The organism is Alteromonas sp. MmMcT2-5 (genome assembly GCF_022348315.1).
Taxonomy (GTDB): domain Bacteria; phylum Pseudomonadota; class Gammaproteobacteria; order Enterobacterales; family Alteromonadaceae; genus Alteromonas; species Alteromonas macleodii.
This window is the reverse complement of the sequence record NZ_JAKRFB010000012.1, coordinates 1-13,241: the sequence shown is the minus strand read 5'-3', so window position 1 is coordinate 13,241 and position 13,241 is coordinate 1. Positions and strand designations below refer to the sequence as shown.

Here is a 13,241-nt window from a genome sequence, read left to right as displayed (position 1 = left end):
CTTACGCTTTCCACTACACTGAAAAACGCGGTCATTAGTACCGCGTTTTTTTTATTCCTAAATTTCTCTACATTGAATTTTCACATACCCGTGGGAGCACGCAAATGGATTTACGCAACACGAACCACACTCTTTTCTCATTGCAGGAAAAACACTGTGTTGTACTTTCTCCCACCGTTTCGAAGGTCTTAAGTACAACGCAGGAAACCAAAAGTAGTGCCACGAATTTAAAAAGCTGTATAAAAAATGCCGTCGTCATTTTTTGTGACCTATCAGGCTTCCAACAACTCTCAGTTAAATATGGCGACATTACATGCGCCAGACTTGTAGATAGCCTGTTTTCTGAATTCGATGTGCTTGCCGCTGATTTACACCTTTCGCCATTAAAAACCAACGGCGATCAATATATTGCGGTTGGTTTTAGCGGCGAACATAGCAGTACAACACACTCGCTTTTGAACGCTCTGGTGAACGCCATCGAATTCGCATTTCGCGCTCGCGAGCTTGTAAATAGCAACGACCTTTTAGCTTCATCTTCAAGCCAACTGCGAGTTGGCATTGCGACAGGCTCTATACTTGCCGGCCAATCTTCTCGCCCGCTTGCAGGCTTTGATATTTGGGGGACTACGGTAAATAGGGCTGCAATGTTAGAGCAATACACAGCACCTAATACAATTGCTATTTGTGAGAAGTCTTACAGCCTGGTTAAACGACAGATTATTCATCACTCTAGCGCGAGTGCGAATAACCCTTGTTCCTTTAATACGTATTTCACTTGTGGTTCAAATATAAACGCTAACACTGAGCTTTCAACGCGTGAACACGACAAGCGGAAACTCAGTGAGTCAAAAATGTGTAGCGAAAATTGCAAAGAAACCACATTCCTACCAAAACAGCTGCACACGAAAACAATGCTAATGAGCGCATACGTTTGCTAACTCCTGTCTAGCGCATCTGATAACCACCCATGCCATGTAAACATTGAGCTAAAAAGCACGTGATTTCTAAGTTAGATGAATTACACCTGCAGTAACTCGCCGCGAGTACGAACATGTTAAGTTTCGCTGAGTGGGTAATTATCTATGCGAACCGTTATGAATTCGGCTCTCCCTACTGAATCAGGTGAAGCAAATGCAAGGTAGCAATAAATGTTTCAATAATCGATAATGCCCCCCATAAACTTCGACCTCGCTTTTGACAAAGTGCTAACGCTTACCGCATATTTGTAACGCCACGCACAATACTTAAATCAACAGATTAAGCCCATTTAATTGGCTTACTATAAGAGACACTATGCCCACTAACGACAATTCGTACATTATTGATGCACAATCTGGAAACGGCTTTAATGCAGAAACCTTTCTAAAAAACTACTGGCAGCAAAAGCCGGTAGTCATCAAACACTTCTTTGACAACTTTGTAGATCCTATCGATGAGAACGATCTTGCCGGTCTAGCACAAGAGTCGGAAGTGGATGCACGTATTATTAGCAACGTGAAAGGCAGCTGGCATGTCGAACAAGGGCCAATTACCGATTTTGACAATGCATGTCAGGGCAAATGGACATTACTAGTTCAAGGCGTAGATAAATATGTGCCCGACGTAACCCCTCTACTAGATCCCTTTTCTTTTATCCCTAATTGGCGATTGGACGACCTGATGGTGAGCTTCGCCACCAATGGTGCAGGCGTTGGTGCTCACATCGACCAATATGATGTATTTTTAGTTCAAGGTAAGGGCCGAAGACGCTGGCGTGTGGGCAAGCCGGCGGACTATAAAGAAGTTTTTCCACATCCAAAATTAAGACAAATTGAAGGCTTCGACCCTGTTATAGATGTTGTGGTTGAGCCTGGCGATGTGGTGTACGTACCACCGGGCTGGCCTCATGATGGAGCGACAATTGAAGATAGCCTGACCTACTCTGTGGGTTATCGTGCTCCGGACAATCTGCAACTAGCGGAAAGCCTGGCGATGATGTTGGATAAAGGCGCACATAATTATCGCTTTACCGATGCAAGCCGCTCTATGCAAGGCAATCGTGCTTGGGTAAATCCAAGCGATGTTGCCATTCTTAAGCAGCAGCTCATAGATGCGATAAACGGTGAAGACTTTACTTTGGCACTTCTAGAAGCCATGAGTGAACAAGGCATTCCTGAATATCCGCTAGAAGACGAAGTATCGCTAGAGCAAATTTCAAATGAGTTTGCCGCAGGCATTAGCTTTGTTCCTGCACCGGGTGTGCGTGCATTACTATGTGACGGTAAGCGTGGTCTTCCTCGCGCGCTCTTTGTAAATGGCAGTCAGTTCGAATTTGGTAAAAGTGACCAAGAATGGTTTGAAGTGCTGGCATCAGGAGGCGTTTTGAACGCAACGTGTTGCCAAGACGCGCCTTCTTTTACATTTTTAGAAACCTTAACTACACTTATCAATAATGGTTACTGGGAATGGTTCGAAGGTTAACAGGTAGGTATGGCGTTTACGATACAAAACGTCGATTGGGAAAAGGATAAACATCGACTGAAAGCACTAAGGGAACATGTATTTGTTTTAGAGTGGCGCGTCCCCGAGGCAAGCGAGTTCGACGAACACGACAGCTCAGCGTGCCATGTGCTTATCGTCAATGATGAAAACGAACCCATTGCCACTGGGCGCTTAACCAAACGAGGCGAACTAGGCCGAATAGCTGTTAAGCGCTGCCACAGAACATTGCCTGTTTATCGCGCTTTGTTTGAAGCGCTGATTAACACGGCAAAGCAAAACAACGTCCCCATTATCAAAGTAGTCTGCAATTTAGAAAGCGTGTCCTATCACCAATCCATTGGTTTTATTCCCGACGGGCAAGTATTTATGGACGCAGGCGTTCCAAGACAGCGCCTAAAATGTCCGGCAGAGCGATTTCCTCTTCCGGACGTGACTCAACTTCATTAAGCTATGTATTTACAAAACGTCTCACTAATACAGGCTATTGCCTGGAATTAGTTCCAAAGATCTGGCGCGTTCTGCATGGCAAACAAGCTTTCAGCACGATTAATTAGTAAAGCACCAAACGCCTTTTGAGTATCGTCTGCGCCCTCTGCATTAATGAGGTTTTCTGCTTTCAACTGCCAATGCATAGCAAAGTGACGCAGTACGTCCTTGGCGTCTTTGGCGTTATCGACTGATGTGTAATCAGAAGGTAAATCACCACTAATAACCCAATAGCGTTTACTGTCCATTGCTCTAATTTTCCAAACTGCAAGGTACGGCATTAAATAACGACTTTCTTCGGTAATAACAGAATCAAACAACACGCCATTTTCCGCTAAAAATTTGTTTGCCTTTTGAAACTGTTCTCGTACCCACGTTGCGCGTTCTTCATCACTGATTGGTTGGTTTTCTGGTTGTTCTGCCATTTTTACTCTCATTATTATCGTTATCTGTTCTTACTAGTACTGCTACTTGATACCCATGTCTCAGTTACCTTCTAGGCAGTTTTGCCACTAGTTCGTAGCGTACGCCTTTTTTATCTTTGTACTTTATTTCATCCCTGCTTTCCACCGCAATTAGGGCATTGTGCCCACCGAAGGTGTTAACCGCTTACTTATTCGACAATCTTTAAGAATACCCAACACCCAGTTATTCAAAGATCGGGCACAAACATTTACATTTTTCATATTGGCAAATGTGCATCTTTGGGCGAAACTGTGAGATGAAAACTTCACCAAGCCGAGTGTTTATACATGCGAATAGTAAGACTTACCCTTGGAGCAATCTTGTTTATCGGCGGTATTGTTCTAACATTACTTCCGGGCTCTATCTTGTTAGTGATAGGCGGTTTAGTGCTCTTAAGTTACGACTGGCCAAAAGCGCGAAGCTGGCTCAAATACAGCCAAAAAACAATGACGAGTGGTGCCCGTAGAATTGATCGTTTTCTTCTTATGCGAAAGCTGCGTTAATTGTTTTTGTTCTAACAGGTGTGCTTTTAGAAAGTTGAGCACGCCATAACGCATAGTGCGTTTCGCCCCCCTCTTCATCTCTCACCACTTTGTCGCAAAGTGTTAGCAATTAAACTTATGTAAATGCGTAATGATGCAATGCGTGTTAACGTAAACTAAAGTATAAATTGCGAAGCCTTTAACAATAATAATAGTGGCAATTATCTGAGCATGCTCAGCATCTTAGATAGTTCGTATCATCAGGCAATGTAACCGTATCGATATGATTTTGTGCAATGCGTTGACCCCGCATTGCGCTGCTTGGGTAGGCCAGATTTAAACAATCTGGTCCAAGTCATATCTTTCGCTTACCTATGGAGACAAGACCATGATCACGTTTACCGTTAATGGTAACAAACACGAATTTTCTGGTGACCCATCAACACCAGTGTTGTGGTACCTTCGTGACGAATTAAATCTTACAGGACCTAAGTTTGGCTGTGGTATGGCGCAATGTGGCGCTTGTACTGTTCACATTGATGGCATGGCACAACGCTCTTGCGTATTGCCTGTATCAGCCGTTCAAGGCAGAAAAATTACCACTATTGAAGGGCTAAGCGAAAATGGCGATCACCCTGTCCAAAAAGCGTGGGTAGAACACAAAGTACCACAATGTGGTTTCTGTCAATGTGGGCAAATCATGCAAGCTGCCAGTCTATTATCAACCAACCCAACGCCAAGTGACGAAGAAATTGTTCAGAATATGTCGGGCAACATCTGTCGTTGCGGCACGTACCCTCGCATTCACAAGGCCATTAAGTCTGCGTCGAAATCAATAAGCAGCAACGCTGGCGTTAGCTACTTTGACCCAACCCAAGCGGGAGAAGAAGCATGAGTGAGAATACCTATTTTGATATGAATCGCCGCAGTTTCTTAAAATCGACAGCAGCGGCGGGTGCACTGGTTCTTGGTACCTATTTTATGGGTGGTGCACCTCGCGCCATGGCTGGCGTATTAGCAAAGCCAGCGGAAAACGCAAAGCGCGCAAACTTGTTCATTGCACTTCGCCCTGACGGCATGGTTGAAGTAACGTGTCACCGCAGCGAAATGGGTCAACAGATCCGAACCGCCATTGCGCAAATTGTAGCTGACGAGATGGAAGCTGCGTGGGACAAAGTCATTGTTATTCAAGGCAAAGGCGACCCCAAATACGGTGACCAAAACACCGATGGCTCGCGTAGTATCCGCTTCAATATGCAGCGTCTTCGAGAAATGGGCGCAAGCGTGCGTTATATGATGCAACATGCAGCAGCTAAGCGTTGGGGTGTTGAGCCAAGTACCTGTGTTGCCGAGCAGCATGTGGTAACACACACTTCAGGTAAAACGCTTGCTTATAAAGACTTAATAGACGATGCATTAACCATTACGCCGCCAGAAGCAGATAAGCTTAAGCTTAAAGAAAGGAAAGAATGGCGTTACATCAATACCGGTATGGCGCATATCGACCTTCAAGACATCGTTACCGGTAAAGCAACCTTCGCCGCCGACGTGCGCGAGCCAAAAGCACTTGTTGCTATAATCGAACGCCCACCTGTAGTGGGCGGTAAGATGAAAAGCTTCAATGCAGATAAAGCAAAAGCGGTTAATGGCGTTGTTGATGTAATTGAAATTCCAGCGCCAAAAGGTGCGCCTCAGTTCCAACCAAAAGGTGGGCTAGCCATTATAGCTAACAACACATGGGCAGCATGGCAAGGCCGCAAAGCATTAGACGTCACCTGGGACGATGGCGCAAATGGCGACTATAACTCAGCGAACTTTAAAGAGCAGTTGCTTAACACAGTAAATGCACCTCAAGCGCTTGTTAGAGAAAAAGGCGATGCGTTGAGCGTTTTAGAAAAAGCCAGCGACAAACTGGTTGCTGACTATTACGTGCCGCATTTAGCACAAGCCCCAATGGAGCCACCATGTGCTACTGCCATGTACTATAAAGATCGCGTTGACGTATGGGCAGCAACACAAAATCCGCAGGCTGATATGGAAACCGTGGGTGCTATGGTTGGCATGGACAAAGAAAAAATCAATGTTCACGTTACCATGCTAGGTGGTGCTTTCGGGCGTAAGTCTAAGCCTGACTTTTCAGCGGAAGCAGCATTCCTATCAATGAAAACGGGCAAACCAATTCGCGTTCAATGGACACGTGAAGATGATATTCAGCACGGTTTCTATCACGCGGTTTCCGCTCAACATGTTGAAGCTGCACTTGATGAAAACGGTAAAATTGACGCTTATCTTCACAGAACCGCGTTTTCACCTATTGCCTCTACGTTCCAAGAGGGCGCGAACGCACCCTTTAGCTTTGAGTTAGATTTGGGCTTTACGGATAACCCTATTCTTACGCCCAACATGAAGTTAGAGCGCGGTGAAGCGCCAGCCAAAGCCCGTATTGGATGGATGCGTTCAGTATCGAACATCTTTCACGCGTTTGCTGTACAGTCGTTTATTAATGAAGCAGCCCACAAAGCAGGCAAAGACGCTAAAGATTACCTATTGGAAGTAATTGGTCCTGATAGAATTATTGATGTGACGGGTCAAAAAGCCGAATATCAAAACTATTGGGGTGATAAGTCGGTTTATCCTTTGGATACAGGTCGTCTTCGCAATGTAATTGAGAAAGTATCTGACATGGCAGGCTGGGGCCGCAACATGCCTAAAGGCCGCGGACTGGGTATTGCTGCGCACCGTAGCTTTTTAACTTACGTTGCTACTGTGGTTGAAGTTGAGGTGTCTGACGCTGGCGATCTTAGCGTGATTAAATCATGGGTAGCGATTGATGCAGGTACTGTAGTTAACACCGATACGGTTAAAAACCAAACCCAAGGCGGCTCGGTTTACGGTATCACAACAGCAATCAGTGACGGTATAACGTTTGATAAAGGGCGTGTACAGCAGAGTAACTTCCACAACTACCGTGTACCGCGCATGAGCGATTCACCACTAGAGGTAGAAGTTGAAGTAATTGAAAGCGATGCGCCGCCAGCAGGTGTAGGTGAACCTGCAACCCCCGTGTATGCGCCAGCGCTGTGCAATGCCATTTTTGCTGCATGCGGTAAGCGTATTCGCCAGCTACCTATTGGTAACCAGCTTAAAGCGTAAGCATTCTATAGATTCGGCTTAATCGCTGGTTTGATGAATAAATACTAACGCTATTTAAGACAGGCAATCATATCAAAAAGGGTTAACACACACTGTGTTGACCCTTTTTTTATGGATGTATTCGGTAATGTCTCAATAGTGGCGGGGCAATTATCTTCGCGGATTAGTTCAATAGAAAAGACTATATAAGTTATAGATACTTAGGCAAAAACACGCTATCGAGATAACAGCGCAAGCAACAAAAAGGTGAATAAAAACACCATAACTTGCATAGGCAAAAACTGCACATATCAGACCAATAGTGAATTCAACCAGCGCTGCTTCACAGAACGTTCTGATGTTACTGATTACAGGTTGTGCAAAAAACTTAAATTTATAAGCCATCTCAGTTTCCCTCCCCAGCCTCATCCATACTACTAGCCTAACGCTATTTACAATAGCACACTAATCCAACCGGACATAATTTAACCAAGTAATATAAGAAGGTCGTGAGCTTTGTTGCACATCTAAAAGGCGAAAACACCTAGCCATTAGCATATTCGCCATTTCCAACTAACTAAGCCATTGATTAAGAGCAGCAAACAACCATTAGAAACATAAAAGGAGGCCAACATGACCTCCTTTTATTCAAACTGTAAATCAACCTGTAACCTTACAACTAAAAGGAAAACACTTTCAGTATTGGACGGTTAATTCCCGCCTTATTCTAATAGGTTATTCTTACTCGTAGTTGCGTTCCATCCACATTAACTGCATTTTAAGCTCGTTAATTTCTTTTTGCGCTTCCGCCAACTGCTCTACCACAGAGCGTGATTGCATAACGTTTTCTTCGGAAGTATTTACTGAAACTGCGCTGTCATTATGTGCCATGAGAATTCAACCAAGTTAATTATTAATCAAAGATTCAAAGTGAAAGTCACTTTGTAATATTACATTTTTAATTACACAAAGTCATGTTATCAACACGCAAAAATGCATAGTTTTGCTAAATAACCACAGTTTTTTTAAGGAATGAAACTTGAGCAAAGATTTGCATCTAGATGAGTGGCCATCACTTTAAGTTGCCTAACAAAAAAAGAGGCTTTATGGTCTCTTTTTCAATAATATCAAAGCGATAACGTCGTGAAATAACACGACGTTAGATGGAAAACTAGATAGCCCTTAAGCTTTCTAGCCTTCACATCCGAGCTGCGTGATTAAGCGTGCTTTTCCGCCAGGTAAAGCCAGGTTTCAACCACGGTATCAGGATTAAGTGATACCGAATCAATCCCTTCTTGTACCAGCCACGCGGCGAAGTCTTCGTGATCTGATGGACCTTGACCACAAATGCCTACGTATTTTCCACGCTTCTTCGCTGCCTGAATTGCCATTGACAACAATGCTTTGACCGCTTCATCACGTTCATCAAACAAGTGCGCGATAAGACCACTGTCACGATCTAGACCTAGGGTTAACTGCGTTAAGTCGTTAGACCCAATAGAGAAACCGTCGAAAATGTCTAAAAACTTATCAGCAAGCAAAGCGTTTGATGGCAGTTCACACATCATGATAACGCGAAGGCCATTTTCACCTTTCTTAAGTCCCTGCTCTTCAAGAAGCTCGATAACTTGACGACCTTCTTCTAATGTACGAACAAACGGGATCATGATCTCAACATTGGTCAAGCCCATTTTGTTGCGAACGCGCTTTATGGCTTCACATTCAAGGGCAAAACAATCGCGGAAATCTTCAGAGATGTAGCGGCTTGCACCACGGAAACCCAACATTGGGTTTTCTTCGTCTGGCTCGTATTGATAACCGCCCACTAAGTTGAAGTATTCGTTCGATTTGAAATCTGACATACGAACAATAACTTTCTCTGGCGAGAATGCAGCGCCAATGGTTGAAATACCTTCCACCAATTTCTCGATGTAGTATTCCGTAGGCGACTCGTAGCCTGCAATCATATCGCTAATTTCTTCTTTCAACTCTTCAGGCTGGCTGTCGAAATTAAGTAGTGCTTTAGGGTGCACACCAATCATGCGGTTGATAATAAACTCAAGACGCGCAAGACCAACACCTGCGTTTGGCAAGCGAGCAAAATCAAATGCGCGATCGGGGTTACCCACGTTCATCATGACTTTCAGCGGTAGGTCAGGCATTGCGTCAATGCGTGAGGTCACTACGTCGAACTCCAGTTCGTCACCGTAGATAAAACCAGTGTCACCTTCAGCACAAGATACAGTAATTTTGTCGCCGTTCTTGATACTGTCAGTCGCGTTACCACAACCCACAACCGCTGGAATACCTAACTCACGCGCGATGATTGCCGCGTGACACGTACGGCCACCGCGGTTGGTAACAATAGCAGAAGCCTTCTTCATGATAGGTTCCCAGTCAGGGTCTGTCATGTCAGTTACCAGAACATCACCCGCCTGGATTTTGTCCATCTCTTCAATTGAATCAAGCACTTTCGCTACACCAGCACCGATTTTGTGACCAATTGCACGGCCTTCACAAACAATGTTGCTTTGACCTTTCAACTGGAATCGCTCGATGCTCTGTGAGTCTTCACGGCTGCGTACCGTTTCAGGACGAGCCTGAACAATGTATAGTTTACCGTCTGCGCCATCTTTTGCCCACTCGATGTCCATAGGACGCTTGTAGTGGTTTTCAATGATCTGCGCCTGTTTAGCAAGCTCCATTACTTCGTCATCAGTTAACGAGAAGGTTTTGCTGTCAGCTGCATCAATATCGACAATAGACACTTGCTTACCGTGTGCTTCATCATCTGAGTACACCATTTTAGTCAGCTTACTACCAAGGTTACGACGAACGATAGCAGGCAGGCCTTTATCAAGTGTTGGTTTGTGAACATAGAATTCATCAGGGTTAACCGCACCCTGCACCACCATTTCACCTAAACCAAATGAGCTGGTAATAAATACAACGTCTTCAAAGCCAGACTCTGTATCGATAGTAAACATAACGCCCGATGATGCGATATCACTACGCACCATGCGTTGAATGCCTGCAGATAGCGCCACGCCTTTGTGGTCGTACCCTTGGTGAACGCGATATGAAATAGCGCGGTCGTTAAATAGCGATGCGAACACGTGCTTAATTGCCACAAGCACGGCTTCATAGCCTTTAACGTTTAGGAAAGTCTCTTGTTGACCTGCGAAAGACGCATCAGGCATATCTTCAGCCGTGGCTGATGAACGCACTGCAAATGACGCTTCTTCACCTGCATCACCCTGTAATGTGACAAACGCAGTTTTGATTTCTTCTTCTAACTTTCCTTGGAAAGGTGTGTCGATAATCCACTGACGAATGTTTTTACCTGCTTCGGTAAGTGCGTTTACGTCATCTACGTCTAACGAGTCTAAGACTTCGTGAATGCGCGCTTCTAGGCCACTTTGCTCTAGAAACTCATTAAATGCCTCGGCGGTGGTAGCAAAACCTCCCGGCACCTGCACACCGGCGTTCGCCAGGTTTGAAATCATCTCGCCTAATGATGCATTTTTGCCGCCTACGCGACCCACATCATGCATGCCCAGTTCTTGATACCAAAGTACGTATTCTTGCACAGCCCAAGCCTCCAGCTTTTTTATGTGTAGGGTATGAGGTTAATTTCAGGTTTGTGCTTTTGTCACCTGAAACTCATCAAATTGTAGTCGATATGTGGTGAAAACCACTGTTAACGCTGTCCATTACGTTTGACAGCAAACCTATTGATATTTGCCATCATTCACAAGAACCGTGTAGCTTTTCGACGAAATCATCTTAGAATGGGGAAATTCAGAAAGTAAACCCTTTATTACTTTTGTAATAAAATTACACCAATGTTAAGGATATGTTGTGCGCACAGCTTTTTATATTTCAGATGGTACAGCCATCACTGCAGAGGTCTTCGGCCACGCCCTGCTTTCCCTGTTTCCCGTTTCTTTCAATCACAACACCATTCCTTTCGTTGAAACTGAGGAACAAGCTCACAAAGTTTTACAGCAAATTTCTGAAAGTTTTCAAGACACCGGAGAAAGGCCGCTCGTTTTTTATACAATTGTGAATGTAGATATTCGCAAAATAATCTCGAAATCTGTGGGCATTAACTATAATTTTCTCGATCAATTCGTAGCGCCACTGGAAAAAGTATTGGGTGTTCCTTCAAAACCAGAAAAACATCGTACACACAGTATCCACGAAACCACCTACGATATTAGAATTGAGGCCGTAAACTACGCACTGGCTAATGACGATGGCTCTAATCTAAAAGATTACGATGAAGCAGACATCATTCTTACTGGTGTTTCACGTTCGGGTAAAACGCCAACAAGTCTTTACTTAGCCCTTCAATACGGAATAAAAGCAGCGAACTACCCTTTTACAGAAGAAGACATGGGCGACATGCTTAAGCTTCCCCCTGCCCTACGCAGGTTCAAACATAAGCTTTTTGGGCTAACGATTGCAGCGGATAGACTCCATCAAATACGTTCAGAGCGCCGTGCAAACAGCAAATATGCATCGCTGCCACAATGTCGAATGGAACTGCGTGAAGTAGAAAACTTGTATAGAAAGGAAAAAATCCCGTTTTTAAATAGCACTAAGTACTCGATTGAAGAGATCTCAGCAAAAATATTGGCAGAGACGGGGCTCAAACGTCGTAAGTACTAAGCGGGCTTTTAAGTATTCAGTAACTTTGTACGAAGCTGCCATATTTACCCGCTGTATTTTATACAACACTTTTTATGTCGCGGTGGTGCCTTTAACTATGTAAAGCGACAAGGCACCACATCACCTAGATTCTGGTCAGGTTTAGGCTAACTAGGCGATAGTAGCTCTAGTATTTGCGGTCTCGCTTGCCCTTTTATTATTTACTATTGAAGCGTCACTTCTTGTTGCTTTCTACCAATTCTTCAAGCGCTACACCTGGGTCTTCTTCACCTGCAACAGATGATGCATAAGGGCTCGCAGCTTCTGCATCCTGATGTGAAACGTCCGCTTTACTATTGGATTGTTTTTCTTCATCTGAAGACAACGTCGTTTTTTCTTGTGAACTTTTTTCTTTTGCTTTCATACCTCTAATCAACTCCTCTACATAAGGTAAAAATTCTAGCACGGTAGCAACGGCGATAACTGATAGTAAATACCATGTTGGAAGGGGCTCTTGCTTAAACCGCAGACCAAAATCAGCAGGACTTTCGCCCAGTCCGAATAACGCTATAAAATGAGACCAATGTCTGGCAATTACCAAAATTAATGCGAGCAGCGGTATCATTTCCAAAAAGCTGTGCACATGCTGCTCAATAGGCCCCACTCTTCTTTTCGATACCGCATAGCTAACGTCCCACAGTGCTGTTAATTCATGTAAGAAGAAAAACAGAATACCTGCAGCAATAATTAAACTATTCACCTCAAAGAGGAGAACCATAAAAAGAGGAATTCCTACCTCTATAAACATCAATAGATGAATTAAGGACTCCTTCGGCCCCGCGGTAGCAGCAATATTACTGCTGCGGTGGCAAAACCAGTCGACTATCCCTGCTGTGAACCACAGCGGTATGATGAAATACATCAATATTAGCTGTGTAACGTCATTCATGACTAAACCTTCTACATTAAGTCTAAGCATTACAGATGTAATAGCTTGTAAACTCGACATCAGATAACGTTGTAACGTTGAAAACAGAAGATTAGATTAAGAATGATTAACATTTTTTAATGTCTAATAGGTAACAGGTTTTCTTATTGGAAAAATTGAAGTTATGCAATCGACAGGTCTTAGCGCTTGCTGATAGAAAATGACTATCACGGATAAACAGTTACAATTCATTAATTTATCGATATTGTAAACAAATCATAATGATACAATATAACATTGCACATTATCTTGGGAGAAATAACATGTTCACAGAAGAAATGGTTCATACCGCACTACAAACTTGGTGCGACAATGTAGTAGCGGTAGGTAAAGTGCACGCTGAAGGTGGCGATGTAAAAGCATTCGCTTCACAAGTGCTGTCAGATAACTACGACTACGATAATGGAAAAGTACTCTTTAAACCTACGCTTACTTTTGGCTCTCAAACATTTCGCCTGTGTCGTCCTAATATAGGTTGACAGTTATTAGGCCAGCTCTCGAAGCTGGCCTTTTCTATTATGCACTGCGTTAGGCGTTTCCATATCTAATGCTAA

11 protein-coding genes and 1 pseudogene are annotated in these 13,241 nt (G+C 43.9%); 8 read left to right on the top strand and 4 right to left on the bottom strand.

The genetic code is table 11. The annotated features are described in order from the left end of the window. The first annotated feature begins 104 nt into the window (after positions 1–104). The 3 genes from MHN09_RS07415 (at position 105) to MHN09_RS07405 (ending at position 2,928) form a co-directional block, all read left to right on the top strand. Positions 105–938 (top strand): adenylate/guanylate cyclase domain-containing protein, encoded by an 834-nt coding sequence (locus MHN09_RS07415; RefSeq protein WP_239239953.1) that lies wholly within the window; start codon positions 105–107, stop codon positions 936–938. 355 nt (positions 939–1,293) lie between these two features. Then, positions 1,294–2,460, top strand: coding sequence for a cupin domain-containing protein (locus tag MHN09_RS07410; protein WP_101564449.1), 1,167 nt, complete (start codon positions 1,294–1,296; stop codon positions 2,458–2,460). A 9-nt stretch (positions 2,461–2,469) separates the two neighbouring features. Then, positions 2,470–2,928 (top strand): GNAT family N-acetyltransferase, encoded by a 459-nt coding sequence (locus MHN09_RS07405; protein ID WP_014949322.1) that lies wholly within the window; start codon positions 2,470–2,472, stop codon positions 2,926–2,928. A 47-nt stretch (positions 2,929–2,975) separates the two neighbouring features. Here the strand turns inward: MHN09_RS07405 and MHN09_RS07400 are convergent, their stop codons facing one another. Next, a complete protein-coding gene (locus MHN09_RS07400; RefSeq protein WP_014949321.1) occupies positions 2,976–3,392 on the bottom strand; it encodes a DUF4826 family protein in 417 nt (138 codons plus the stop codon). Between the two features lie 327 nt (positions 3,393–3,719). Here MHN09_RS07400 and MHN09_RS07395 point away from each other — a divergent pair, with 327 nt between their 5' ends. The 3 genes from MHN09_RS07395 to MHN09_RS07385 all read left to right on the top strand — a co-directional run bounded on the left by MHN09_RS07395 (position 3,720) and on the right by MHN09_RS07385 (position 7,067). Next, positions 3,720–3,935 (top strand): PGPGW domain-containing protein, encoded by a 216-nt coding sequence (locus MHN09_RS07395; protein ID WP_049586700.1) that lies wholly within the window; start codon positions 3,720–3,722, stop codon positions 3,933–3,935. Between the two features lie 367 nt (positions 3,936–4,302). Beyond that, positions 4,303–4,809, top strand: coding sequence for a (2Fe-2S)-binding protein (locus MHN09_RS07390; RefSeq protein WP_014976393.1), 507 nt, complete (start codon positions 4,303–4,305; stop codon positions 4,807–4,809). Beyond that, positions 4,806–7,067 (top strand): molybdopterin cofactor-binding domain-containing protein, encoded by a 2,262-nt coding sequence (locus MHN09_RS07385; protein ID WP_239239950.1) that lies wholly within the window; start codon positions 4,806–4,808, stop codon positions 7,065–7,067. Before MHN09_RS07390 ends, MHN09_RS07385 begins: the two co-directional genes overlap by 4 nt. 720 nt (positions 7,068–7,787) lie before the next feature. Here the strand turns inward: MHN09_RS07385 and MHN09_RS07380 are convergent. Next, on the bottom strand, positions 7,788–7,937 hold the full coding sequence (locus MHN09_RS07380; RefSeq protein ID WP_155279892.1) for a hypothetical protein: 150 nt from the start codon (positions 7,935–7,937) through the stop codon (positions 7,788–7,790). A 326-nt stretch (positions 7,938–8,263) separates the two neighbouring features. Then, on the bottom strand, positions 8,264–10,636 hold the full coding sequence (ppsA, locus tag MHN09_RS07375; protein WP_049586697.1) for a phosphoenolpyruvate synthase: 2,373 nt from the start codon (positions 10,634–10,636) through the stop codon (positions 8,264–8,266). Positions 10,637–10,907: 271 nt separating this feature from the next. Here ppsA and MHN09_RS07370 point away from each other — a divergent pair, with 271 nt between their 5' ends. After that, positions 10,908–11,720 carry a pyruvate, water dikinase regulatory protein gene (locus MHN09_RS07370; protein WP_049586695.1) on the top strand — a complete coding sequence of 271 codons (813 nt, stop codon included), beginning with the start codon at positions 10,908–10,910 and terminating at the stop codon, positions 11,718–11,720. 214 nt (positions 11,721–11,934) lie between these two features. On the opposite strand, the gene MHN09_RS07365 is transcribed toward MHN09_RS07370, so the two are convergent. Further along, positions 11,935–12,708, bottom strand: a complete 774-nt coding sequence (locus MHN09_RS07365; protein ID WP_239220188.1) for a diguanylate cyclase — start codon at positions 12,706–12,708, stop codon at positions 11,935–11,937. Between the two features lie 242 nt (positions 12,709–12,950). Here MHN09_RS07365 and MHN09_RS07360 point away from each other — a divergent pair. Then, positions 12,951–13,142 (top strand): annotated as a pseudogene (locus MHN09_RS07360) (hypothetical protein); the annotation flags it as partial. Positions 13,143–13,241: the final 99 nt, after the last annotated feature.

Coding starts and splice junctions, on each gene's coding strand:
- MHN09_RS07415 (WP_239239953.1), top strand. CDS start 105: ATGGATTTACGCAACACGAACCACACTCTTTTCTCATTGCAGGAAAAA.
- MHN09_RS07410 (WP_101564449.1), top strand. CDS start 1,294: ATGCCCACTAACGACAATTCGTACATTATTGATGCACAATCTGGAAAC.
- MHN09_RS07405 (WP_014949322.1), top strand. CDS start 2,470: ATGGCGTTTACGATACAAAACGTCGATTGGGAAAAGGATAAACATCGA.
- MHN09_RS07400 (WP_014949321.1), bottom strand. CDS start 3,392: ATGGCAGAACAACCAGAAAACCAACCAATCAGTGATGAAGAACGCGCA.
- MHN09_RS07395 (WP_049586700.1), top strand. CDS start 3,720: ATGCGAATAGTAAGACTTACCCTTGGAGCAATCTTGTTTATCGGCGGT.
- MHN09_RS07390 (WP_014976393.1), top strand. CDS start 4,303: ATGATCACGTTTACCGTTAATGGTAACAAACACGAATTTTCTGGTGAC.
- MHN09_RS07385 (WP_239239950.1), top strand. CDS start 4,806: ATGAGTGAGAATACCTATTTTGATATGAATCGCCGCAGTTTCTTAAAA.
- MHN09_RS07380 (WP_155279892.1), bottom strand. CDS start 7,937: ATGGCACATAATGACAGCGCAGTTTCAGTAAATACTTCCGAAGAAAAC.
- MHN09_RS07365 (WP_239220188.1), bottom strand. CDS start 12,708: ATGTCGAGTTTACAAGCTATTACATCTGTAATGCTTAGACTTAATGTA.